Genomic DNA, 25,124 nt, shown 5'->3' on the forward strand with positions numbered 1-25,124 from the left:
GTCCTCGTCGTCACGCGTGGCGGTCACGAGGTCCGCGACGGCGAGTCGGCGGACCCGGCGCAGGCAGCGGTCGCGGCTCTGCCCATCGTCGCCGCCCAGGAGTATCTGAGCCTTGATGTGCGCGGCGTCGACCTCGATCCGGCCGGTACCGACGCGGAGGCCGCGGAAGTCCTGGCCGGGGAGCTTCGTGCCCCGGCGGCCGACGCGCTCGTCGCCTACCGCGCGGGCACCCGGCACGTGCCCGGGTACTCGCCCGCGCAGGCCGGCGACGACTCGCAGACCACGCCGGTCGTGCTGCCCGGCGGCACCTACCTCATCACCGGCGGCCTCGGCGACATCGGCCTGACCCTGGCCGAGCACCTTATCCGCAGCGGCGCCGGCGCACTCGTGCTGACCAGCCGCGGCGGCGTGTCCGACAGCCCATCCGATCCGCGCCGCGCCGCCGTGGAGCGTCTGCGCGGCCTCGGTGCCGAGGTGCACACGCCGCGCGTCGATGTCACCGACGCGGACGCGATGCGCGCGCTGTTCGCCAAGTACCGCGTCGCCGGCGTGATCCACGCGGCGGCGCAGACCGACCCCGAGACCTTCCGCCCCCTCGCCGACATCGACGAGGACAGCGTGTCCCGCCACCTGCGCGCGAAGGTCGGCGGCGCCCGGGTGCTGGCGGGCGTGCTGGCCGAACTGGCCGAGGACCGGGCACCCCGGTGGTGCCACGTGTTCTCGTCCACCTCGGCGCTGCTCGGCGGCGTCACGTTCGGCGCTTACGCCGCCGCCAACGCCGCGCTCGCCGCCGTGGCGGGCCAGGCGCGCGGCGGGGCGGTCCGCTGGATCAGCGCGGCCTGGGACACCTGGGCCTGCACGCTGGACCGGCTCACCGGCGGCGCCGTCGGCGCGTCGCTCGTCGCGCACTCGATGAGCGACGAGGAGGCGCTGGCCGCCTTCGACCTGAGCATCGCCTGCGGACATCCCTCTGTTGTGATCGCGGCCGGCGGACTGGACGACCGGCTGCCGCGGACGCGCACCACCGCGATCGTCGAAGCGCCTGCGGTGCTGGTAGCGCCCGGATCACGGTTCCCCCGCCCGGACCTGCCGCAGCCGTACGCCCCTCCGATCACCGGCACCGAGCGCGAACTGGCCGAGCTGTGGGCCGGCGTGCTCGGCGTCGAGCCGGTGGGCACCCGCGACAACTTCTTCGACCTCGGCGGCACCTCGCTTCTGGTGCCGCAGCTGCTGGGCCTCGTCAAGCAGCGGTTCGGAGTGTCGCTGCCGACCGTGACGGTGTTCGAAGCGCCGACCGTGCGTGCGCTCGGCGCGCTCATCGACGGCCAGAGCGCACCCGACCAGCCGTCACCGCCGGTGGCCCAGGCCCCTGCTGGAGGATCAGCCTCCTGCGAGACAGCGCCGCCCGCACGGCCTGAACGCGCGCAGACGGCGTCCACGGACCTTGTTCCGGTCGCGCGCGTGGCCTCCGAGCGGGCTCCCGCCGTCGCGGAGTCCGAGCTCGATCGCCGGATCGCGATCGTCGGCATGGCCGGACGGTTCCCCGGCGCGGGGGACGTCGGAGCGTTCTGGCGCAACCTGTGCGAGGGCGTCGAGTCGATCACGTTCTTCGAACCGCAGGAGCTGATCGAAGCAGGCGTCGAACCCGAGGTCGTCAACCACCCGGCCTACGTCCCGGCCCGCGCGGTCCTGGACGACGTCGCCGGATTCGACGCCGGGTTCTTCGGCATCAGCCCCCGCATGGCCGCCCTGACCGATCCGCAACAGCGCCTCTTCCTCGAGGTCTGCTGGGAGACACTGGAGCAGGCCGGCTACTGCCGCCCCGAGCACCGCGGCCGCGTGGGCGTGTACGGCGGAACGCACATCAGCACCTATCTCCTCGGCATCCGCGAGCGCCTCGGCGAGGACGTGAGCCAGTTCGAGATCGCGATGGGCAACGAGAAGGACGCCCTCACCACCACCGTGTCCTACCTGTTCGATCTGCACGGACCGAGCGTGGCCGTGCAGACCTTCTGCTCGACCTCGCTGGTCGCCACCCACCTGGCGGTGCGTGCCCTGCGCGGCGGCGAGTGCGAGATGGCGCTGGCCGGCGGCGTGTCCATCCGAGTGCCGGACAAGCGCGGGCACCTCTACGAGGAGGGCGGCATGGAGTCGCCCGACGGCCACGTGCGTACCTTCGACGCGAAGGCCCGCGGCGCGATGTTCGGCGACGGCTGCGCCGTCGTCCTGCTCAAGCGCCTGTCCGACGCGCTGCGCGACGGCGACCACATCTGGGGCGTCATCCGCGGCACCGCGATGAACAACGACGGCGGCCTCAAGGTCGGCTACACGGCGCCGAGCCTCGTCGGCCAGGCGAAGGCGGTGGCCGAGGCGATGGCCGACGCCGGGGTGCGCGCCGAGCAGGTCGGCTACGTAGAGGCACACGGCAGCGGCACCCGGCTCGGCGACCCGATCGAGGTGGCCGCGCTCACCCGCGCGTTCGGCCCCACGCCGACGCGGCAGTACTGCCCGATCGGCTCGGTGAAGACCAACGTCGGTCACCTCGACCGGGCCGCGGGCGCCACGGGCCTGATCAAGACCGCGATGGTCGTGCGCGAAGGTCTCATCCCGCCGACGCTGCACTTCACCGCGCCGAACCCGGAGATCGACTTCGCCGGCAGCCCGTTCTACGTCAACGCCCGGCTCCAGCCGTGGGCCGCGCCCGCCGGACAGCCGCGCATCGCGGGCCTCAACTCGCTCGGCATGGGAGGCACCAACGTGCACGTGGTCGTCGAGGAACCGCCGCGCCGCCAGTCCGGGCCGCCGGCCGACCCCGTCGCCTCGCGCCGCTACCAGGTGCTGCCGGTCTCGGCGCGGTCCGAGGCAGCCGCCGAGGACTCCTGCCGACGCCTCGGCGACCATCTCGCCGCGCAGCCCGGCACCCGCCTCGCCGACGTCGCGTACACCCTGCAGGTCGGCCGCAAGACCTTCGAGCACCGCCGCGCCGCGGTGGCGTCAGGGCTCGATGATGCTGTCGCGGTGCTGACCCGGGCCGACGGCGCGGCACCCGCAGCGCGGGTGGAGGCCGCGCAGGAGCGGCCGGTGGCGTTTCTGCTCGCGGGTGTGGGGGAGCAGTACCCCGGCCTGGTGGGCGAGCTCTACCGGCGCGAACCAGCGTTCCGCGCCCGGCTCGACGACTGCGTGGCCCGCATCGCCGAAGCCTTGCGCGCCGAGGGTGTCGATGCGGGCGCGACTGACACCACTGCTACTGACGCCGTCGCGCTCACCGATCTGATCGCCGGGCAGCGCGGTGGCGGCACCGGACTGGCCGCGCTGCTCGGGCGGGCGACCGCGGCCGATCCGCGCGCCGAGTCCTTGCAGCGCACCGAGATCGTCCAGCCTCTGATGTTCGCCGTCGACTACGCGCTCGCCGCGACGCTCATGGAGTGGGGCCTGCGCCCCGCCGCGATGCTCGGCTACAGCCTCGGCGAATACGTTGCCGCGACGCTGGCCGGCGTGCTGTCCCTCGGCGACGCGATCGCCTTGGTCGTGCACCGGGCCGCGCTGATCGCGCAGGTCGAGCGCGGAGCGATGGCCGCAGTGTCGTCGAGCGCTGAGGACCTGCGCGCCCGCTTCCGGCTCGATGCGCGTGGACTGGATATCGCCGCGGTCAACGGTCCGGCGACGGTCGTCGTCGCAGGACCCTCGGATGCGGTGGCCGCCTTGCTGGACGAGTTGCGGCAGGCAGAGATCGCCTGCCGTCCCTTGCAGACCACGCACGCCTTCCACTCCCGCATGCTCGCTCCCGTCGCCGCGCCGCTGACCGAGTGGATCGCCGCCAACATCAGCCTTAACCCGCCGACACTGCCCTACGTGTCGAATGTGACGGGGGAGACGGCCAGCCCTGCGCTGGTGCGCGACCCGGCCTACTGGGCCCGGCACATGTGCGAGACGGTGCAGTTCGCTGCGGGCGCCAACTCACTGCTGGCCGACCCCGCGCTCGCGCTCGTCGAGATTGGCCCGGGCCCCTCGCTCGGTGCGCTGATCCGCGCGGCCGGCTGCCCGCCGGAGCGCTGGCCGCTGATCACCGCGACACTGCCGGCCGGCACCGACCCGCGCCCGGCTGACGAGACGCTGGCCGACTGCCTCGCCCGCCTCTGGCTCCTCGGCGCCGACATCGACTGGACCGCCTACCACGGACGGCGTGAAGGCGCGGCCGAGGTGTACCCGGACGCGGCGCCGGGCCGGATCCCGCTGCCCACCTATCCCTTCCAGCGGCAGAAGTACTGGATCGAGCCCAGCGCGCCGGCCCTCCCCGGCGGCGCACCGTCCGCAGGCGCAGTCGCGCCGGAGAACCTCAGCACCTTGACGGACGTCGGCCGCGTCCCCCGACTGCCGGAGGAGCAGTGGCTCCATCTGCCGGTCTGGCGCCAGCTTCCGGCGATCCCCGCCGCCGAGCCGCAGCCCGGCTCCTGGCTGGTGTTCTCTCGCGAGGGAGCGGCCGACCGCGTGCTCGCCGAACTGCGCCGCGCGGCCGCGTCGACCGGGGCGAGCGTCACCGTCGTCAGACCAGGGTCGGAATACCGGGCCGGGTCGAACGGTCACACGCTGCGGCCTGGAAGTGTGGATGACGCGCTGAGCCTGCTGCGGGACCTGCGCGGCGGCGGTGCGGGTCCGGGCAGTGTTGGTCCGGGCGGCGCGGGTTGGCCGGAGCGCGTGGTCCACCTTTGGACGCTCGACGAGCCGACCGCCGACCAGACCGCCGCCATCGCCGCGGCCCGCGAGGACGGCGGTCCCGACTACGCCGAAGCGGCGAGCCCCGATTACGAGGACGCGGCGACCGTCGCGCTCGGCCTGCACACCCTCGTCGCACTGGCCCGTGCGGCCGGAGAGCTCGGGATGGACGGCTGGGCGCTGGACATCGTCACGTCGGGCGCCCATGACGTGCTCGGCGGCGGCGAGGTGCGGCCCGCGGCCGCGACCCTGGTGGGCCCGGCGCTGGTCATCCCCCTCGAATACCCCTCCGTCGGCACGCGTCTGATCGACGCGGAGGCCCGCACCGACCCGGCCGCGATCGTCGCCGAGCTGCGCCGCCCAGGCACCGAGCGCACCGTCGCGCTGCGCGGTACCCGGCGCTGGGCCTGCGACTACGAGAGCATCGCAGCACCCGAAGTCCCTGCGGCAGACGACTCCGTGGCCGGCGCCCCGCTGCGCGAGGGCGGCGTCTACCTGATCACCGGCGGCCTCGGCGGCATCGGTCTCGGCATGGCCACGCATCTGGCCCGCGCATGCCGCGCGAAGCTGGTGCTGTTCAGCCGCAGCGGACTGCCGCCGCGTGAGCGCTGGGACGCCATCGAGTCCGGAGCCGAGGCGGTCGACGAGAGCACCCGCGGCCGGGTGGCCCGGGCGCTGGAGATCACCCGGCTCGGCGGCGAGCTCGAGATCGTGGTCGGCGACATCAGCGACCCGGCCGACGCGCGGCGCGCGGTCGAGCGGGCGCACGCGAGGTTCGGCGCGCTGCACGGAGTCCTGCACGCCGCAGGCGTGCCCGGCATCGGACTGATGCAGTTCAAGCGGCCCGAGGACGGCGAGCTGGTGCTCGCGCCCAAGGTGGCCGGCACCCGCGCGCTCGCCCGCGCGCTGCGGTTGGGCGAGCCCGACGAGGTCCCGCTCGACTTCCTGGTGCTGTTCTCCTCGGTGACCTCGGCCACCGGCGGCGGGCCCGGCCAGGTGGACTACTGCGCCGCGAACGCCTTCCTCGACGCCTTCGCCGCCGCGTGGTCGCGCCCGGACCGCAGGGTCCTGTCGGTGGACTGGGGCGAGTGGGTCTGGAATGCCTGGGACGAGGGGCTCGGCGGCTTCGACGACGGGCTGCGCGCCTTCTTCCGCGAACACCGCGCAGCGTTCGGCATCGCCTTCGACGAGGGCTGGCGCACCTTGCAGCGGGCGCTGGCCTCCGGGGAGCCCCGCGTCATCGCCTCCACGCAGGACCTGTCGGCCATGGTGCGGCTCAGCGCCGGGTTCACCGTCGACGCGGTGCTCGCCCCGGCGGTCGGCGGCCAGGCCTTGGAGCGCCATCCGCGCCCCGAGCTGATGACGCCCTATCAGGAACCCTCTGGTGCGACCGAGGAGGCGATCGCCGCCCTCTGGGCCGACTCGCTGAAGCTCGACCGGATCGGCGCACTGGACAACTTCTTCGAGCTCGGCGGTAACTCGCTGCTCGGCATCAACCTGCTGGCGGCTCTGCGCCGCACGTTCACGGGCGCCGAGCTCCCGCCGCACATCCTGCATCAGGCCCCGACTGTCGCCGCGCTCGCCGAGATCGTCGACGCGGGGGCCCGCGCCGCTGCCGAGCCCACCATGCGGGACGAGGGCGCAGTGCGGAACGAGGACGCGCAGGCGCAGCTGCGCCGCTCCGCCCTGAAGGCGGCGGCCGCGCGCCGCCGCAAGCGGTGAACGGCCGCGCGGCCACAAGCACGAACACGAACACGCCTCGCAACTGAACACGCAGAACGATCGAGACAGAGACCGAGACAGAACGGAGAGGTCATGACCGTCATCGGCGTCATCGGCGCCGGCGTCATGGGCGTCGGGGTCGCGCAGAACCTGGCCCAGTGCGGCCACGAGGTGATCCTGGTCGACAAGGAGGAGCAGATCCTCGACGACGCCCGCGCCGCCATCGCCCGCAACTGCCGGTTCAGCCGCCTAAGCGGCGGCCCGGCGCTCGACCCCGACGAGGTGCTGTCGCGCATCACCACCGCGGTCGGCGTCGAGGCGGTCGCCAAGGCCGCGTTCGTCATCGAGAACGTGACCGAGAACTGGCAGGTCAAACGGGAGGTGCACGAGGCGCTGGACGCCGTGTGCGACCCGGATGCCGTGATCATCGTCAACACCTCGGCGATCCCGATCACCAAGGTCGCCTCGGTCGGCCGCCACCCGGAGCGGGTGGTCGGCGTGCACTTCATGAACCCGGTGCCGGCCAAGCCGGTGGTCGAGCTGATCCCCGGCTTCCACACCACGCCGGACACCGTCGAGCGCACCCGCGAGCTGCTCGCCAGCTTCGGCAAGCGGGCAGTGGACGTCAAGGACGCCTCCGGCTTCGTCTCCAACAGGGTCCTGATGCTCACGGTCAACGAGGCGGCGTTCCTGGTCCACGAGGGCGTGGCGACCGCCGAGGCCGTTGACGAGGTTTTCCGCGGGTGCTTCGGCCACCCCATGGGCCCGTTGGAGACCGCGGACCTGATCGGCGTCGACACGATCCTCTACAGCGTAGAGGTGCTCTACGAGCACTACGCCGACAGCAAGTACCGGCCGTGCCCGCTGCTCAAGCAGATGACCGACGCCGGACTGCACGGCCGGAAGACCGGCCGTGGCTTCTACACCTACCAGAGCTGATAAGAGAGCTGAGGCGATCACCATGGCGGAGACGGTCGACGGCCGGATCCTGGAATTCATCGAGGGCCGCTTCCCGCAGGCCCGCATCGAGCCGGGGCAGGACATCTTCTCGCTCGGCTACATCAACTCCCTGTTCGCGATGGAGCTGGTGATGTTCCTGGAGAAATCCTTCGGGTTCACCATCCCGAACGCGGAGCTGCGGATCGAGAACTTCCGCACCGTCGAGGCGATGACCGCGCTCGTGGACCGCTGCCGGTCCGCGGTCGCGGTCGGGTAACGCCCGTGACGCCGGTCGGGACGGCGGCCCCGCTGCGGGCCGCCGTTGCGGCGGACCGCGCGCTGGACCGCGTGTCGGCGCGTGCGTTCGTGCGCGAGCACATCGCGCCGCACGCCGACGTGTGGGACCGGCAGGGCGCGGTCCCTGAGGAGACGTTGGAGCGCATCGGCGAGGCGGGTCTGTGGGCGCCGTTCCTGCCGGCCGACCTCGGCGGGCGCGGCCTGGACATGGTCGCGCTCGGCGAGATCCACGAGGAGGTCGGCCGGGGTTGTTCCTCGGTGCGCAGCCTGCTGACAGTGCACACGATGTTGTGCTGGGCGCTGAACCGCTGGGGCAGCGCCCACCAGCTCGAGCAATGGGCACAGGATTTGGCCGCCGGGCGGGTGCTCGGTGCCTTCTGCCTGTCGGAGGCGGGCGCGGGCAGCGACGCGGCGGGCATCGCCACCACGGCCGTCGCGCACGGCGGTGGCTGGCTGCTGCGCGGCGCCAAGAAGTGGATCACCGGCGGGCAGCGCGCCGACCTGTTCCTGGTCTTCGCGCGCACCGAGGCGAGCATCGTCGCGCTCCTGGTGCCGCGTACGACGCCGGGAGTGCGCGTGACGCCGATCCACGACATGCTCGGCACCCGGGCCTCGATGCTCGCCGAGATCGCGTTCGACGACGTCGTGCTCGGACCCGAAGCGTTGCTGGGTCCGAGCGCCTTCGCCGCGGGCATGGTGCTCACCGGCACGCTCGACCTGGGCCGCTACAGCGTCGCGGCCGGATCGGTCGGCATCATCCAGGCCTGCCTGGACGCGAGCAGCGCCTATGCGGGCGAGCGGTCCGTCGGCGGCACGCTGCTGCGGGAACTGCCGCTGATCCAGGCCAAGCTGTCGGACATGGTCACCGACGTGCGCGCAGCGCGGCTGCTGTGCGAGCAGGCCGGCCGGCTCAAGGACGCCGGGGACCCGGCGACCATCATGGCGACGTGGGTCGCGAAGTACTTCGCCTCCACCGCCGCCGCCCGGCACGCGACCGAGGCGGTGCAGATCCACGGGGCCAACGGGTGCAGCCCGCACTACCCGGTGGCCCGCTATTACCGGGACGCGAAGGTCATGGAGATCATCGAGGGCAGCAACGAGATCCAGCGCACCACCATCGCAGGCGAGGCATTTCGGGAGGGCACGTCGTGAGCGGCGTCATCGAAGCAGAGGCCGTACCGGCCGCAGTCGCGGCGCCTCCGGCTAAACCAGTACAAGGCCGGATCAAATGCGTGGTCTGGGATCTGGACAACACCGTGTGGGACGGGGTGCTGCTCGAGGACGGCGAGGTGACGGTGCGCCCGGCGGTGGTCGAGCACATCCGGCGCCTCGACGCGATGGGCGTGCTGCACTCGGTCGCCAGCAAGAACGATCCGGAGGCGGCGCTCGAGAAGCTGCGCGCGCTCGGGCTGGAGGAGTGGTTCCTCTACCCGCGCATCGGGTGGAACGCCAAGTCCGAGTCGATCAAGCAGATCGCGGCCAAGCTGAACCTCGGTCTCGACGCCTTCGCGTTCGTCGACGACCAGCCCTTCGAGCTGGCCGAAGTTGGGCACGAGCTGCCCCAGGTGACGTGTGTCGACGCGGCAGAGATCGACGAAGTGCTCACCCGGCCGGACTTCCGCCCGCGGTTCGTCTCGGACGAGTCGGCGCAGCGGCGTGGGATGTATCGCAGCCAGCTGACCCGAGACGAGGTCGAGGAGCAGTTCGTCGGCACCAGTGAGGAGTTCCTCGCCAGCCTGGAGATGACCTTCACCATCGCGCCCGCGCGACGGGAGGACCTGCAGCGCGCCGAGGAGCTGACCATCCGCACCAACCAGCTCAACTCGACCGGGCGCACGTACTCGTACGACGAGCTCGACGCGCTACGCGAGTCGCCCGACCACCTGCTGCTGGTGGCGACGCTCACCGACCGGTTCGGCTCCTACGGCAAGATCGGCCTGGCCCTGGTGGAGAAGGGCGAGCCGGACTGGCGTCTCAACATGCTGCTGATGTCGTGCCGGGTGATGTCGCGGGGCGTCGGCTCGGTGCTCCTCGGCCACATCATGCGCCAGGCGCGGCAGGCGGGCGCCGGCCTGCGCGCCGACCTGGTGGAGACCGGACGCAACAGGATGATGCAGATCACCTACGCGTTCAGCGGTTTCCGCGAGGTCGCGCGGGACGGCGCGCACGTGGTGCTGGCCGTGGACCCGGGCACCGCGCAGGAGCCGCCCGGCTACGTCACGCTGGTGGTGGAGCCGTGACCGTCGCGACGACCTCCGCGGCGGTCGGCGGCTGGTTCCCCTTCCAGGTCCCGGAAGGCGACGTGCGGCTGTACTGCCTGCCCCACGCCGGCGGTTCCGCCTCGACGTACCGGGCGTGGACGGGCCGGGTGGGCCGCGCGGCGGTCTGCCCGGTCCAGCCGGCGGGCCGGGAGACCCGGCTGCGCGACACTCCGCACCGGCGGATGGAACCGCTCGTCGCGGATCTGGCAGACGCCGTTCTGGCCCGCGAGGACGGTGGCGCGTACCAGGATGGCGGCGGGTACGCGGTCTACGGGCACAGCCTCGGCGCGCTCGTCGGTTTCGAGTTGCTGCGGGAGATCCGCCGCCGCGGCGGCCCGGAGCCGGTGCACTTCATCGTGTCCGGCTGCTCGGCCCCTCAGCTGAGCAGCGGCGAGGACGCCCGGGTATCCGAGATGTCAGATGCCGAAATCGTCGAGCTGCTGCGTCGGCTCGGCGGCACGCCCGGCTGGATGCTGGCCGACCCGACCGTGCTGCGGATGATCCTGCCGCCGTTCCGGGCCGACTTCAGCGTCAAGGAGAACTACGGCTACGAACCGCAGCCGCCGCTGGACGTGCCGATCACGGCCCTGGCCGCCACCGACGACCCGCGCGCCGACGCGGCGTCGGTATCCGGATGGCGCGACCAGACCACCCGGGGTTTCAAGCAGCACGTGTTCACGGGCGGCCACTTCGCGGTGCTCGAACAGCCGAATCTGACGCATACGTATGTCAGGGCCGCGCTGGAAGGCGGTTCGTTGCGGTAGCCGCTGTAAGGCTCGTCGTCGTCCCAGCGGCGAGCGATCGAGCCGGCGAGGCGCCGAGCCGCGAGCGGAGACACCGGAGCGAAACGCTGGAGCGAAAACGCCGGGCGCCGCGACCTTCGGGTCGTGGCGCCCGGCGTTTCGTCTGACTTCTGGTCAGCAACGACAGGACCTCGAGCCGCTCATCGCTGCGGTGTTCCCTCGACACGTGTCGACATCCGGCGATGGCGCGACTGGCCGCCCATCACAGAGCTGCTTGTCGCTGCGATGTTCTCCTAGGCGCATGCTGGCGCCCGCCTGTGACGCTGTGGTTCGCTACCTTGGTCCGCCGCTCTGGTCCGCGGGTATGCGCCTGTATTGACTCAGGACTGCTCGTTCGGGACTGCTGACTCAGGACCTCTTGGAGACCGGCACCACGTAGCGGCTGTAGACCAGGTCCCGCAGGACGTCATCGCCGCCCTCGACGACCGAGACGTACCGCATGTCGCGCAACAGCTTTCCGATCACCGACTCGTGCGTGTATCCGAGCCCGCCGAACATCTCGGAGGCGGTGGCGGCGATCTGCCAGCCGGCCTGTCCGCAGAACATCTTCGCGGTCAGCGCCGACTTCAGCGCGCCCTGCCGCAGGAACTCCTCGGCGGCGTCCGGGCGCGCGGCCACCTCGTCGTACTCGCGCGCCGCGGCGAGGCACTGGTTGGCCATCACGTCGATCTGCATCTCGAACTGGCCGAGCCGGCCGGCGAAGACCGCGTTGGAGCTGAGCGCCACTCCCTTGACCGACTTGGCCTTGCCATAGTCCATGCACACGTCGCGGATCCGGCGCGCGATCCCGAGGCCGGTGGCCGCGATCAGGATCCTGCTGGCGTTGAGGCCGATCTCCAGCAGCCGCAGCCCGTGGCCGCGCAGTGCGTTGCCGACGGGCACGCGGCATCCGTGCAGGGCAACCTGATAGGTCGCCGACGAGCGCAGCCCGATCACGTCCCAGCGCTTCTCGATCGTGAGACCCGGCGTCTCGCGGGGCACGACCACCGCCGTGTACTGGTCCGGATCGTCGACGGAGCGCGCGATGACCACGACGAACTGCGCGAAGTCGGTGTCGGTGGAGAACGCCTTGGCGCCGTCGAGCACCAGCTGGTCGCCGTCGCGGCGCACCGTGGTACCGATGCGGGCCAGCTCGCTGCCCGCCTCGTGCTCGCTGCCGAGCGTGGCGGCGAACCCGTTGTCGGCAGTGAGCCGGGACAGCAGCCGCTCCTTGAGCTCGTCCGAGCCGTACCAGCCGACCATGCTGGTGGCGAGCACCGGAATGAACAGCGTGAAGGCCGCTCCGGCGTCCCCGTAGGCGAGGGCCGCGACGATCCGCACGCTCTCCTCGAGCGACATTCCGAGGCCGCCGTACTCCTTCGGCAGCCACCAGTTCATCAGCCCCGTCTCGGCGAAGCGTGCGTACAACGGCAGCGGAGCCTCGGCGAGCGAGTCCAGCAGCGCCTCCCGGCCCAGCAGCTCGCGCCGTACGAAGCCGTTGACGTCGCGGAGGTATTCGGGTTCTCTCATGGGTTCCGTCCCTGGTCGGTCGCCGCGGTCTGGGTGAGATGTGCCGTTTGCGCCTCGAGAAGGTGTGCCGTCTACGGTTCGATGTCGGCGCACAGTAGGCGCACGGTCGGGTGCTCGATCAGCGCCGTCACCGGCAGTGGCATGCCAAGCTCGGCGCCGACGCGCTGGGCGAGCTGGACGGCGGTCATCGAGCGGCCGCCGAGCTCGAAGAAGTTGTCGTCCGCGCCGACCCGGTCGAGACCGAGCGCCTGCGCCCACAGATGAGCCACCGTCTCCTCCGCTCCCGGGGAGGGCTCGATAAACGCGGTCGCGAGGGACGGGCGGGGACGGCGCGCGTCGGTGGTGGGGGGTGCGGACCCCGCCGTCGGCTCGTCCGCGGCGTCGTGCGGCCGGGTCGCCGGGCCGCGCAGCAGCCAGGTTTCCTTTCCGCGCACGGCCGTCGGGCCTTCGTGGCGGCAGATCGACGAGGCCAGCACCTGTTCGATGTCTGCGTCATCGGCGGCGTCGACGTGCCGCCAGGCGAGCTTCGTGCCCCGGTCGTCGATGCTCGAAGCCAGGGCCGCGAGCGCTGCGTGCTCGGGATGGTCGAGGTCCGCACCGGTGACGCTCACCGCTCCCGACGTCAGCACCGCGACGTCGATCGCGGGCGCCTGTTCGCCATGCGCCGCGAATCCGGCCTCGTACTCGGCCAGTGCCCGCGCGAGGGCCAGGCCGCTGCGTGCGCCCCACTCCTGCGACTCTTCGAAGCGCTCGATTCCCTCGGCGGGCGGCGCGGCGAGACTGAGGCCGTGCACGATCGTGCGCGGCGTGACAAGCATCGTGTGCAGCAACTCGGACAGCGCGGCGACGTCGGCCGGAGGCACGGTGAGATCACCGCTCTCCAACTCGCGGAAGACCTCCGCGGGCCGCGCGGTGAAGACCTCCGCACCGGCCAGGACGAGCCGGTCGGCCAGGGCTTCTCCACACTCCTCGCCGACCAGCACCAGCCACGGCCCGGCCGCGCACAAGCGCGCGTCCAGATCCGCCACCGCCAGCGGGCGCCGCCGCCAGCCGACCACATCAGACTTCTGATCAAGGGCGGCGGGGGCGGCGTCAAGCCAGAACCGGCGCCGCTGGAAGGGGTACGTCGGCAGCTCGACGCGCCGCATGTCGCCCTCGTACAGGGCTGACCAGTCGACCGCCGCCCCGGCTTGCCACATGCGCGCCAGCGTCGTCAGCACCCAGACATCGGCCGGCTCGTCGCTAGGCGCGACGGAGACCGTCTCAGTGGGCGAGTCGCCGCCGTCCACCACACGCACGTCCAGGCGGATCAGACCGCGCGCGAGTACGGCCAGCGCCGCGTCTTGATCCGTCGCGGCGTGGTCGTCGCCGTCCGATTCAGCGAGAAGCAGCGCTGTGGCGGCGGATGCGAGTCGTGCCCACCACGTGTCGCCGCTCTCTCCGCTCGCCGCCAGCTGGAAGCGCGGATCGCGCCGCCGCGCCTCGCCGTCGATCCAGCGCCCGGGATCGCCCAGCGCCGCGACGGCGTCCTGGTGATCACGGCAGACGACGGCGCGGCGCAGCGCGAAGCGGCCCCGCGAGACCTGGAGCGTGTAGGCCACGTCGGCCAGATCTTCGTCCGGATGAGCGGACAGGTGCGCGCGCAGCCGTGCGGTCAGCTCGTCCAGCGCGACCTTGTCTGCGGCCGAATACGTCAGCAGATAAGGACCCGTCGACCGGGACCGGGGCGCACGCGCCGGCGGCTGCTCGATGACAACGTGCGCATTGGTGCCGCCCACCGCGAACGAACTGACTCCGGCACGGCGCGGCTCGTCCCCGGCCGGCCAGACCCTGTCCTCGCCGAGGACGGTGAACCGGTCCGCGATCCCCGCCAGCGCCGGATTCGGCGTCTCAAAGCCCGGCGTGCCCGGCAGCAGCCCCTCGCGCACGCACAGCGCGGCACGCATCAGGGCGGTGACGCCCGAGGCACGGTCGAGATGGCCCACCAGCGGCTTGACCGAGCCGAGCACGCACGGCTCGGGCGGCGCGGTGTGGAACACTCGCCCCAGCGCCGCCAACTCGATCGAGTCGCCCAACGGCGTGCCGACGGCGTGGCACTCGACGTAGCCCACGGATTCCGGCTTCACCGCGGCGACGGCCAGCGCCGCCTCGATCACCGCGGCCTGCCCCTCGACACCCGGGGCGGCATATCCGGCGCGCTCCGGCCCGTCGTTGTTCACCGCGGACCCGAGGATCACCGCGTGGATGACATCGCCCTCCGCGATCGCGTCGGACATCCGCTTGAGGGCCACCACCGCGGCACCCGACGCCATCACCGTCCCATTCGCCGCAGCGTCCAGGCTGCGCACCCGGCCGTCGGGGGAGAGGATGCCGCCTTCCTCGTATAGGTATCCGGCGGGTTGCGGCAGCGGCACGTAAGCGCCGCCGGCCAGAGTCAGATCGCATTCGTACGTCAAAAGGCTCTGACAGGCCATATGCACCGCGACGAGCGATGTCGAGCAGAACGTCTGAACCGTCACGCTGGGACCGCGCAGTCCGAGCTTGTACGACACCAGGGAGGTGAGCGAGTCCCGCTCGTTCCCGTTGGCGAAAACGCGCGCGGTGGCCGGGTCGCGCGCGAGCCGGGCGGCGTTGAGCAGCATGTAGTCCGGGAAGCCGCAGCCCCCGAACACGCCGACGGTGCCCTCGGGCCGGGTCGGCTGGTATCCCGCGCGCTCCAGCGCCTCCCACGCGCATTCGAGGAACAGCCGGTGCTGGGGCTCCATCGCCTCGGCTTCCAGAGGGCTGAAGCCGAACACGGCGGCGTCGAACAACTCGATGCCCTCCACCGGGCCGCCGACGCGCACGTAGCGCGGATCGGCGGCGACGCCGGGTTCGACGCCGGCGCGGGCGAGCTCGTCATCGGTGATCGCGCGCAGGCCGCCCGCCCCGGCGAGCAGGTTGCGCCACAGCGCGTCGACGTCGGCGGCGCCGGGGAAGCGCCCGGCCATGCCGACGATCGCGACCGCGGAGTCGTACGCGGTGTCCGCCTCGTACTCGGTGTCCGTCGCGGTGTCCGTCACGGTCATCTCCAGATCCATGCTGTTGCTTGGTGATCGGGCGGGCGCCTCTCAGACGAGCACCTCGGGCGGCGGCGGGTGGCCGAGGAACGCGGTCGGGCTGGCGGTCAGTCCGTAGGCGCCCGCCTGGAACACGGCGATCAGGTCGCCGATCCCGGCCCGCGGCAGCTCCACGTCGTCGCCGAGCAGGTCGAGCGGCGTGCACAGGCAGCCGACCACGGTGACCTTCTCCGGTGCATCGGTGGCGTCCTCGGCGGTGGGCCGGCTGGCGACCGCGATCGGGAAATTGCGCCGGATCGTCTGGCCGAAGTTGCCGGACGCGGCGAGCTGGTGGTGCATGCCGCCGTCGACGACCAGGTAGGTCTTGCCGCGCGACTCCTTGCGGTCGACCACGCGCGTGATGTACACGCCCGCCTCGCCGACCAGGTAGCGGCCCAGTTCGATGACCACGTGCGCTTCCGGCAGCCGCGTGCGGACCTGTTGCTCGATCAGCTTGTGCAGGTTCTCGCCGATCGGCCCGAGGTCCAGCGGCTCGTCCTTGCGCGCGTACGGGATGCCGAATCCGCCGCCGAGGTTGAGATAGCGGACCGGGACGGGCGCGGCCTGCGCGAGACCGAGGACCAGGTCGACGGTCGCCCGCTGCGCCTCGCAGATGCTCTCGGCGCGCAGGTTCTGCGAACCGGCGAACACGTGGAAGCCCTCGAAGTCCAGCTCCGGCGCGGCGGTGAGACCGGCGAGCACCCCGGGCACCCGCTCGGCGTCGATCCCGAACTGCTGCGGGCCGCCGCCGAGCCGCATCCCGGAGCCGCGCACCGCGAAATCGGGGTTGACCCGCAGGGCCACCCGCGCCCGTACGCCCAGCCGCGCGGCCACCCCACGCGCCCTGGCCAGCTCGTTCTCCGACTCCAGCTCGATCAGCACGCCCGCCGCGACCGCCTGCGCCAGCTCCGCGGTGGTCTTGCCGGGCCCGGCGAAACTCATCCGGGCCGCGGGCATCGGCGTGTCGAGGGCGTGCCGCAGCTCGCCGGCCGACGCGACGTCGAAGCCGTCGACCAGGCCGCTCAGGTGCTGGAGCAGCGCCGGCATCGGATTGGCCTTGACCGCGTACTTCAGGTGGATCCGGTCCGGCAGCGCCGCCCGCACCGCCGCGACCCGACGGGTCACCGCCGCGCGATCGTAGGCGAAGAACGGAGTCGTGCCGACGCGCTCCGCCAGCAGCTGCGCCGGTATCCCGCCGACCGCGAGCTGGCCGTCGACTTCTTCGTAGGTGTCTATGACGGGCCAGCTCACTGCGCCACCATCCGGCGCAGCTCCACACGGTCGAACTTCCCGTTCACCGACCTGGGCAGCTCGGGCAGCACAACGACGCGCTGCGGCTGCATGTAGGTCGGCAATTCCTGCGCCAGCGACTTCTTCAGCAACCCGGTGTCACAGGGTTCGGATACAACCAGCACGATGTGCTGGCCCAGCCGCTCGTCGCCGACGCCGAGGGCGACCGCCTCGGCCGCCTGACCGGAGGCGTAGGCCGCCTCCTCGATCTCGGCCGGGCTGACCCGATACCCCGAGGTCTTGATCATTTCGTCCGCGCGGCCGACGAAGTAGAGGAAGCCGTCCGCGTCCCGGTACACCGCGTCGCCGGACCACACGGCCAGCTCCGGTCGGGCGGCCGGGCCGACGGCGCCGGGGAGCGGGCGGAAGCGCTCCGCGGTGCGTTCGGGGTCGTTCCAGTACCCCTGCGCCACCAGCGCGCCCCGGTGCACCAGTTCGCCGTGCTCGCCCGGGTCGCAGGGGGTGCCGTCCGGGCGCACCACCAGGATCTCGGCGTTGGGGATCGCCTTGCCGATCGAGTCCGGGCGGCGGTCCGCTTCGGCGGGATCGAGGTACGTCGAGCGGAACGCCTCGGTGAGCCCGTACATCAGATAAGGCTTCGCATTCGGAAGCAGTTCCCTGAGCCGCGCGAGCGTGGACGCGGGCATCCGGCCGCCGGTGTTGGCGAAGTAGCGCAGCCGGCCGGCCGCCTCCTGCGGCCACTCCTGCCCCGCCAACTGGATCCACAGCGGCGGTACGCACGTCAAACCGGTGATCCCGTGCTGCGCGCACAGGCGCACGATGTCCCGCGGCAGCAGATAGTTCGCCAGGACTACGTGCGCCCCGGCGATCAGCGAGATCGTCAGCTGGCTGAGTCCCGCGTCGAAGCTGAGCGGGAGCGCGGCGAGGACGGTGTCGTCGGCCGTGTGGCCGAGATACCCCGCCACGCTCTCGGCGCCCGCGATCAGGTTTCGGTGCGAAAGCATCACGCCCTTGGGGCCGCCGGTGCTCCCCGAGGTGTAGAGGATCGCGGCGAGGTCGGCGTCGATGACTGCTTCACCGTCGGGCACCGGGTCCGGCGTGCTCCGGGCGAGCTGGTCCCAGGCTGTTGTGGCGGGCGCGGCCGGGCCGATCAGCACCACGTGCTCGACGGAGGCGGGCAGCGCCGCGCGCACGGTGTCGAGGCGCTCCGCGGTGGTGATCATCACACGGGCGCCGCAGTCGGCTGCGACATGGGCCAGGTGCCGTGCCTTGAACAGGGGGTTGACCGGTACGAAGATGCCGCCCGCGGCGGACACCGCCAGGAGCGCGACCACCGTCTCGAGCTGCTTGGGCGCGTAGACCGCCACCCGGTCGCCGCGCCGGACGCCGAGACCGTGCAGGCCGTTCGCGACGCGGGCCACCTGATCCGCCAGCTGCCGGTAGGTCAGCGTCTCGGACTTGTACGTCACGGCCGGCCGGTCCGGATCGCCGTAGCCGATGAGCCGGTCTACCCGGGTCACCGGCGGCCTGCGCCCGGCGGCGGCGCCGTCACTCACCGCCGATCCGTTCCGCGGCGACCAGCCCGGCCACCGTCGTCCACAGGGAGCCGACCGTCGAGAAGGTCTCCTCGGTCAACAGCTCGTCGGGAAGGTCGAGCTCGTAGTTCTCCTCGAGGTCGACCAGCAGCCGCACCACGCCCATCGAATCCAGACCGAGCGCGGCCAGGTCGTCCGCCGCCGTAAGGGCGTCGCCACCGGCGTATGGCAGGTGTGGCTTCAGGGTCTCGAGGAACCGGCTGGGGATGGCGGTGTAGGTGTCAGTGTCGATGTCGCTCACTGCTGTCCCTTTCGATCGGGGCCGGGTCGCCCGGCGGCGTCCTGTCCGCCGCCCTACCGATTCGGCCACCGCCGCCTCTCGGCTCGCCATCGCCCCGCTCTCGGTCCCCCGGCCGTCCGCTGCCGCGCCGTCCTGGGCGGACGCGCGTTCAATAGTCGATCGATAGCGTGAATGCCGGGGCCGCCGGGCCGACGAGCGTGACTTGATGGCCGGGTGCATCAGGGTGTGGCGTGAGAAGGCGCGATCAGCGCGCGAACCGGACAGTGTGCTCTTGGGGAGGGAGACCGATGTCGAGCGGTGCTCTGTCGGTCATCGATTGGACGCCCACGGCTTACGGCCACGCCGCAGGAGGCGGTGACGCCACGGAACATGTCAGCGACGTCTACCACTACGCGATCCGTATGGGGTCGCTCGCGCCCGACGCGCTCGACGCGGCGGCGCTTGACCTCGGCCTGCCGCCGCGCACGGTCTTCGCCGCGGTCGCGCAGTTGATCGAGCTGCGCCTGCTGCGCACGGACGGCGGCGCCCTGGTGCCGGTCGACCTGGAGCGGGCGATGTACCGGCAGCGGGATCTGGCCGACCGGATGCTCGAGCGGATCGGTGCTTTAGCCGCACAAGGCGCCCGGTCACCAAACGGCGGTGCGGTGGACGTGTTCGAGGGGGTGGCCGAGATCCGCGGGCTGCTCAAGCTCGCCGCGGACGTCTGCCGGCACGAGCTGGTGCTGCTCAGGCCCGGCCACGAGGACGAGGCGCTGCTCGACGAGCTGTTCGACTCCTGCGACGGCGCGCTCGGCCGCGACGTCGAGTCCCGCATCGTCCTGCCGCACCGCTGCCGGGCCGACTTCGCGGCCCGCGCCCGCGTCAAGCGGCTGCTGGACGGCGGCGCGCAGATCCGCACGGTCAGCCAGGTCCCGCAGGCCGCCGCGGTGTTCGACCGCGAGCTCGCGGTCATCCTCAGCCTGCCCGCGGAGGGTGGCCCGGCAGCAGGATTGCCGACCGCCCGCCGGATACGCGATGCGGACGTGGTCGGGTTCCTGGTCGACATGGTGGACCAGCTGTGGGAGGGCGCGGCGGCGTTCGTGGCGGACGAGCCCGGATACGCTGACGAGGTGGCCGACGACCTCCAGCTAGCGATCGCCCGGCTGATGGCGCAGGGCTACACGGACGAGGTGGTCGCGCGACGGCTCGGGATGTCGGTGCGCACCTGCCGCCGCCACATCGCGGCGCTGCTGCGCAACCTGGGTTCGGTCAGCCGCTTCCAGGCGGGCGTGCAGGCGGCGCGGCGCTTGACGGCCCAGGATGTGCAGCATGTGTAAGAGATGCGTGTAAGAGCACGTAGCGGCCGGGCGCGGAATTCAGCGCCCGGCCGTTTTGCGTGAGGGCGTTCAGACCGGCGACGCGGGTGCGTGCTGACCCACGGCGACCGCCACCACGAGGTCGGCCTGGTGGGTGAGCGTGACCACGATCTCGGTCAGCCGGGCCGCCTCCGCGATCTCGCGAGCCCCGCCTGTCAAGCTCACCGACGGGGCTCCCCATGCGTCGCTGGTCACCTCGATGTCGCGCCACCGCAGCCCCTGGCCGAATCCCCGGCCCAGGACCTTGCAGGTGGCCTCCTTCACACAGAACCGGCCGGCCAGCCGCTCGGCGTAGCGCTCCGGGCCGAGGCCGCGTGCCTGTTCCAGCTCGGCCGGCGTGAACAGGATCGCGCTGAAGCGGCGGTGCGTGGCGATCCGCGCGAAGCGGGAGATCGACAGCAGGTCGACGCCGATCCTCATGCGCGTGCCTGCACGCGTGGCCGCTGCGCCGCGCGCGCGGCGATGGGCAGGCCGCCGACCAGGCTCGCCGCGGCGGCGATCGCCATGGTCCAGTACAGGGCGGAGACGTCGTGCCGGGCGTTGGCGGCGACCCAGCCGACCGCGACGATGACGACGAAGTAGCCGGAGTTCATCGCGACCGCCAGCGGCCCGTGTCCGACCTGCTCCAGCACCGTCAGCACGGTGAGCATGAGCCCGGTGCAGCCGAAGGTCGGGCCGACGATCGCGACGAAGTGCCGGGCCTCGGCGGCGACCGCGGGGCTGCCGGACATCAGGTTCGCCAGCGGCCCGCCGAGCAGCACGACGGCGAGCGTCACCGCGGCGTAGCCGACCAGGGCGAGGATCAACCCGCGGCGGAAGACGGTGCGCGAGTCGGGCAGTCCGCCCGCGCCGAGACTCTGGTTCATCAGCACCGCGACGGCCGAGCCGAGCCCGACCGCGGGCACGATCACGGCGGTTTGGACGGTGTAGCCGACGTTGAACCCGGCCACCGCCGCCTGGCCGGAGGGGGCCACAATCCGCAGGAGCAGCAGGTTGACCACGGCCAGCACGATCGAGGAGGCGCCGACCGGCAGCCCGATGGAGGCCAGCACCTTCGGGGTCTGCGGGCGCCACTGGGCGAGGCCGCGCGGATGGATCACTCCGCTGCGCAGCAGCACCGCCAGCGCCAGCACGATCTCCGTCGTTCCGGCGACACCTGAGGCCAGCGGCACCGCCATCAGCCCGCCGTGCAGCACCAGCCCGACCACGATGATGACGCTGAGAGTGAGCGACACGTAGAGGGCTGTGATGATCGCGGCGACGCCCGTGCGACCCATCCCGCGCAGTACCGCGGAACACAGTTCGCCGAGCATGCCGAGCACGGCGGCGCCGGTCATGGCGGCCAGGAAGCCCTGGAACTCGCCGCGGCGGTCGGCCGCGATCTGTACCGCGTCGCCGAGCGGGCCGCTCAACGCCACCAGTAGGCCGCCGAACACCGCGAACGCCACGATGCCGGCCCGCGCCATGCTGCCCAGGCGCGGGGAGATCTCGTCCCGTTCGCCACGTCCCCAGGACTGCGCGACGACGACTTGGAGGGTGATGGAGAGCCCCGTGGTCAGCGCCAGGAAGAGGAATGACACCGGGCTGTAGACCGAGCGGACGTACAGCGCGGCGCCGCCCATCCGGCCGATCAGTCCGGTCGCCACCGCCTGGGACGCGATTCCGGTGGCGGTGGACAGGACCATCGGCAGCGACACGCGGGCGATCCGCCGATAGGAGAGGTCGAACTCGCGGCGCGCCGGCGGCTCGGGTTCCGGGGCCGACGCGACCCGTGGCTCGTCCAGCATGTCACTGCTCATGGGATCACACTTTCCCGTTCGGCGTTGGCGCTCAACAGCTTCAGGCCCGCGATGTCAGCCGCCTCCATCAGAAGCCAGCCCTCGCGAAGCGTTCCGCGCGTGTGGATCAGTACTCGTTCGCCGTCCGCGACGCGGTGGTCCGCCAGGGCGTCGCGCAGCGCGATCCAGCCGTCGCAGGGCCGGCGGCCGGAGAACCGGTGCGTCGCGTCGCCGGCGGCGGGAGCGCCCTCGCCGCAGCCGAGCACGCGCAGCGGCCCGGGACCCCTGCTCACTTGGACGGCGGCCGCCGCCACGCGCGCGCTGGCGGGCGCGGCGACCGCGAACAGCGGGTCGTCGCAGATCAGGGCGGTGGCGCCGAATTCCGCCGGGACGGCCCAGGCCAGCAGATCGAACACCAGCGTTCCGCCGAGCTCGTCCAGATGCGTGATCCCGACGTCCTCGCCGAGCCAGCCCGACTCGTGCACCAGCCGGGCCAGCAGCGCCCCGTGCGGATCGGGCAGCGGGCCCGAGCGCACCAGGAAGAGCGGCTCGCCCCGGCGTTCCGGGCCGAGTGCGGTCAGCGCCAGAGCGCTGACGTCAGGGGTGCGATCGTCGCGGCTGAGCAGGCTGAGAGTCGCCAACGGCACGCCCGTCTGCTGCGCGACGCCGCAGGCGAGCCGCCGCAGTTCGTGTCCTTCGTCGAAGAGCGCCGCCGGCCGGTAGTCCGGGTGCTCGCATACGGACACTGCGAGTGCGGTGACGCTGAGCGTGGACGGGGCCGCTGCGGGGGACATCTCAGCCATCCGCGTCGCCCGCCTGATAACCCTTGGCCACGTGCAGGCGCTGGATGTCGCCGGTGCCCTCCATGAACTCGAAGGCGCACACGTCCCGCGTCCACTTCTCCAGGAGGGGATGCTCGAGCAGTCCAGCGGGGCTCATCGCGCCCGAAGCCCAGCGCGCGGTCTGCACCGCCATGCGGGTCGCGCCCAGCTTCGCCGCGCAGGACAGATAGCTGTTGTCCGGGTCGCGCATGACTCGCGCCGCTGCCTCGTACACCAACTCGCGGGCCGCCTCTGCGCGGGCGAGTGCGAGCTGGAGCCCGGGGGCGCTCTTGCGGTGTTCGGCGACGTATTCGGCGATCGCCAGCGCCGTGCCGACCGCGAGCGCGGCCACCTGGATGCGCATGTTGTTGAAGGTCTCGATGGCGCCCCAGATGCCGCGGCGGGTCACCGGCAGGTGCTCGCCGAGCAGCATGTCGCCGCGCACCGGCACGCCGTCGAACCGCAGCGCGCTGAGCGCCGCTCCGCGCAACCCGACCATGTCCAGCCGCTGTCCGTGCCACGCGTGCGGCGGTTCGACCAGTGCGGGTTCGACGAGCGCGGCCCGGATGGAGAGCGCCGAGCGGCCAGTGCGCGCGAAGACCACGCCGATACCGCCGCGTGCGCCGTTGCCGATGTAGCGCTTCTCGCCGTGCAGCAGCCAGCCGCCCGCGCCGTCCCGCTCGAGCCGGGTCTCCATCGCGGTCGCGTCGCTGCCCCGGCCCGGCTCCGTCATCGCGAAGAAGGTCCAGGTCCGGCCGCCGTGCAGCCGGGTGTAGAAGAGCTCGCGCTGCCGCTCGTCGCCGAGCAGGTCCACGATCACCCCGGCGAGGGCGGGGGAGGGGCAGGCCAGCAGCGCGCCGGCGTCTCCGCGGGCCAGCTCCAGCGTCCCGACCACGGTCTCCAGGCAGTTGCCCTCGTCCAGCAGCCGCAGCTGGCGGCCCGGCATCGATTCGCGGTACTTGGCCGGCGTGTTCGAGATGCGGACCATCGCGTACGCCTCGGTGTCGAGGTGCGCCTGCATGGCGTCCGGATCCGTGTCGATCGCCTGCGCGAGCGCGCGCAACTGCTCGGCCGCCTCGCGGCTCACGTCGCGCACGGCCCGCAGCCGTCCGTCCAGCTCGATCATTCGCCCGCTCCTTCTCGGCCGGACCACGTGTTCGCGCACAGCGCCGAGACATACAGCGCCCGCGCCGGATGGTCGGCGATGTATCCGGATGCGCCGAAGAGCTTGGCCGTCTGCCAGCCCAGGTCGTCGATCCGGGTGTGCAGATCGCCGAGCGCCACCGGGTCGCGCTGGGCGAGCGCCTGCTCGCGCAGCAGTTCGACTCCGGCGATGACGTCGGCCACGGCCCCGGTCACCAACTGCTTGCGGATCAGCGGCTCGCCGCCGGAGTCCCGCTCGGAGAGGTGCGCGACGGCCAGATCGAGCAAGTGCCGCATGACTCCGAGCCGCACGGCCGCGAGCAGCGCACCGATCTCGGCCAGGTCGGTACTCGCCGGGGGGCGCTCGCCCTGACACTCGGCGAACACGATGCCTTCCCGATCGGCGAGGCTGTGCCGCCGCACGCCGGGCGATTCCGTGTCCGGCGCGGCCGGCACCGCCGCGTATCGGCCCGGGGCGATGGCGGCGACGTCTCGTCCGACCAGCACCGCGGCGAGTCCGGCGGCGAGGCCCGCGGTGCGGCCGATCCGCTCGCACTCCCGCGCTGCCGCGGGCAGGGCGGTATCAGCGGTGTTCAATACGGTCATGGGCGCTGTGTTCATAGGCGCTGTGTTGGTGGGTGCTGCGTTCATGGGCGGGCCTCCGCGACCTCGACGATGATCACCTGGAAATACGCCCCCTGACCGAGCGAGACCAGCGCGCAGCGGTCGCCCGGGCGCAGCCGCCCCTGACGGTCGGCGTGTTCGAGCGCCATCAGCGCATCGCATCCGAAGTTGTGCGCCTGCTCGCCGATCAGGTCCAGCGCGATTCGTTCTTTCGGGATGCCCGAGGCGGCGACGAATGCGCGCCAGAACATCCGGTTGGACAGGTGCGGCATCACCCAGTCGATCTGGGAGGCGTCGAGGCCGGCGGCGTGGGCGGCGCGGCGCACGGTCTCCACCGCGCCTTCGCAGCAGACCTTGCCGAAGAGGGCGAACTCCTCGTCGGACATGCCGAGGCTGCGGTGGAAGCGGGCGTCCCGGCCGGATGCCCCGGCCAGGTACCGGTAGCGCGGCCGCGACGCTTCGGTCTCGTCGTCCCGACCGACGAGGAAGCCGACGGCTCCGTCTCCGCCGACCGTGGTGCGCCGGATCAGCCGCGAAGGGTCCGAGATGCTGCCCTGGTCGCCACCGAGCACCAGCACCCGGTCGCTCGCGGCCGCCCCCGGTCGTCCGAGGTAGCGGCGGGCCAGCTCCACGGCGCGCAGCACCGAGACGCAGTTGACGTGGGATATCCCGTAGACGGCGGCGTCCGGGAGACCGAGCTGCTCGCGCAGCCGGTCCGGGAATCCGCCGCGGTAGCCGAACTCCTGGGTGAGCAGGGTATGCCCGTAGAGGATCAGCCCGGCGGTGCCGTCGCCGAGCGCGGCTTGCCCCGCGGACGCCAGCAGGTCCTCCATCCGCTCGTGCGCCGCCAGGGTCGGGCTCTGGTGCAGACCGTAGATTCTGGCGAACATCTTGCGTTCCGCCGCGCCGACTCCGGTGCGGGCGAGGATGTCGTCCACCGGCTCCATGCGGCTTGCCAGCCGCACGGCGATCCG

Annotated in this window: 18 protein-coding genes; 7 read left to right on the top strand and 11 right to left on the bottom strand. The window is 72.2% G+C overall.

Annotated elements, in window-relative coordinates; all coding sequences use genetic code 11:
* The 6 genes from VGZ32_RS05900 to VGZ32_RS05925 form a co-directional block, all read left to right on the top strand.
* The coding region (locus tag VGZ32_RS05900; RefSeq protein WP_326884805.1) for an SDR family NAD(P)-dependent oxidoreductase at positions 1-6,435 on the top strand (6,435 nt) is incomplete at its 5' end.
* Between the two features lie 93 nt (positions 6,436-6,528).
* Positions 6,529-7,374 (top strand): 3-hydroxyacyl-CoA dehydrogenase family protein, encoded by an 846-nt coding sequence (locus VGZ32_RS05905; protein WP_326884806.1) that lies wholly within the window; start codon positions 6,529-6,531, stop codon positions 7,372-7,374.
* A gap of 22 nt (positions 7,375-7,396) precedes the next feature.
* Positions 7,397-7,651 (top strand): acyl carrier protein, encoded by a 255-nt coding sequence (locus VGZ32_RS05910; protein WP_326884807.1) that lies wholly within the window; start codon positions 7,397-7,399, stop codon positions 7,649-7,651.
* Between the two features lie 32 nt (positions 7,652-7,683).
* Positions 7,684-8,823, top strand: coding sequence for an acyl-CoA dehydrogenase family protein (locus VGZ32_RS05915; RefSeq protein ID WP_349263502.1), 1,140 nt, complete (start codon positions 7,684-7,686; stop codon positions 8,821-8,823).
* Entirely contained in the window at positions 8,820-9,911 is a 1,092-nt protein-coding gene (locus VGZ32_RS05920; protein ID WP_326884811.1) for an HAD-IIIC family phosphatase, read from the top strand. Before VGZ32_RS05915 ends, VGZ32_RS05920 begins: the two co-directional genes overlap by 4 nt.
* Positions 9,908-10,696, top strand: a complete 789-nt coding sequence (locus VGZ32_RS05925; protein WP_326884812.1) for a thioesterase II family protein — start codon at positions 9,908-9,910, stop codon at positions 10,694-10,696. The genes VGZ32_RS05920 and VGZ32_RS05925 overlap by 4 nt, the downstream gene beginning before the upstream one ends.
* Positions 10,697-11,083: 387 nt before the next feature.
* Here the strand turns inward: VGZ32_RS05925 and VGZ32_RS05930 are convergent, their stop codons facing one another.
* From VGZ32_RS05930 to VGZ32_RS05950, 5 genes are all read right to left on the bottom strand, one after another.
* Positions 11,084-12,244: an acyl-CoA dehydrogenase family protein gene (locus VGZ32_RS05930; protein WP_326884813.1), complete on the bottom strand. Its 1,161-nt coding sequence runs from the start codon at positions 12,242-12,244 to the stop codon at positions 11,084-11,086.
* A 71-nt stretch (positions 12,245-12,315) separates the two neighbouring features.
* Positions 12,316-15,312 (bottom strand): beta-ketoacyl synthase N-terminal-like domain-containing protein, encoded by a 2,997-nt coding sequence (locus VGZ32_RS05935; RefSeq protein ID WP_326884814.1) that lies wholly within the window; start codon positions 15,310-15,312, stop codon positions 12,316-12,318.
* A gap of 42 nt (positions 15,313-15,354) precedes the next feature.
* Positions 15,355-16,593, bottom strand: a complete 1,239-nt coding sequence (locus VGZ32_RS05940) for a pyridoxal-dependent decarboxylase, exosortase A system-associated (RefSeq protein ID WP_326884815.1) — start codon at positions 16,591-16,593, stop codon at positions 15,355-15,357.
* The gene (locus tag VGZ32_RS05945; RefSeq protein ID WP_349263503.1) at positions 16,590-18,113 is read right to left on the bottom strand and encodes an acyl-CoA ligase (AMP-forming), exosortase A system-associated; all 1,524 of its coding nucleotides are present in this window, start codon (positions 18,111-18,113) and stop codon (positions 16,590-16,592) included. The genes VGZ32_RS05940 and VGZ32_RS05945 overlap by 4 nt, the downstream gene beginning before the upstream one ends.
* Before the next feature lie 28 nt (positions 18,114-18,141).
* A complete protein-coding gene (locus tag VGZ32_RS05950; RefSeq protein WP_326884817.1) occupies positions 18,142-18,429 on the bottom strand; it encodes a phosphopantetheine-binding protein in 288 nt (95 codons plus the stop codon).
* 287 nt (positions 18,430-18,716) lie between these two features.
* Between VGZ32_RS05950 and VGZ32_RS05955 the strand changes: the two genes are divergently transcribed.
* Entirely contained in the window at positions 18,717-19,745 is a 1,029-nt protein-coding gene (locus tag VGZ32_RS05955; RefSeq protein ID WP_326884818.1) for a helix-turn-helix transcriptional regulator, read from the top strand.
* 69 nt (positions 19,746-19,814) lie between these two features.
* Here VGZ32_RS05955 and acpS read toward each other — a convergent pair whose 3' ends face one another.
* The 6 genes from acpS to VGZ32_RS05985 form a co-directional block, all read right to left on the bottom strand.
* Entirely contained in the window at positions 19,815-20,204 is a 390-nt protein-coding gene (acpS, locus tag VGZ32_RS05960; protein WP_326884819.1) for a holo-ACP synthase, read from the bottom strand.
* Positions 20,201-21,583 (bottom strand): MATE family efflux transporter, encoded by a 1,383-nt coding sequence (locus tag VGZ32_RS05965; protein ID WP_326884820.1) that lies wholly within the window; start codon positions 21,581-21,583, stop codon positions 20,201-20,203. The genes acpS and VGZ32_RS05965 overlap by 4 nt, the downstream gene beginning before the upstream one ends.
* Complete coding sequence (locus VGZ32_RS05970) at positions 21,580-22,365, bottom strand: hypothetical protein (protein ID WP_326884821.1); 786 nt, start codon at positions 22,363-22,365, stop codon at positions 21,580-21,582. The genes VGZ32_RS05965 and VGZ32_RS05970 overlap by 4 nt, the downstream gene beginning before the upstream one ends.
* Positions 22,358-23,509, bottom strand: a complete 1,152-nt coding sequence (locus VGZ32_RS05975; protein ID WP_326884822.1) for an acyl-CoA dehydrogenase — start codon at positions 23,507-23,509, stop codon at positions 22,358-22,360. Before VGZ32_RS05975 ends, VGZ32_RS05970 begins: the two co-directional genes overlap by 8 nt.
* On the bottom strand, positions 23,506-24,132 hold the full coding sequence (locus tag VGZ32_RS05980) for an acyl-CoA dehydrogenase family protein (protein WP_326884823.1): 627 nt from the start codon (positions 24,130-24,132) through the stop codon (positions 23,506-23,508). The genes VGZ32_RS05975 and VGZ32_RS05980 overlap by 4 nt, the downstream gene beginning before the upstream one ends.
* 41 nt (positions 24,133-24,173) lie before the next feature.
* The coding region (locus VGZ32_RS05985) for a 3-oxoacyl-[acyl-carrier-protein] synthase III C-terminal domain-containing protein (RefSeq protein WP_326884824.1) at positions 24,174-25,124 on the bottom strand (951 nt) is incomplete at its 5' end.

Source organism: Actinocrinis sp. (assembly GCF_035938995.1).
In the GTDB taxonomy this organism is placed as follows: domain Bacteria; phylum Actinomycetota; class Actinomycetes; order Streptomycetales; family Catenulisporaceae; genus DASZGI01.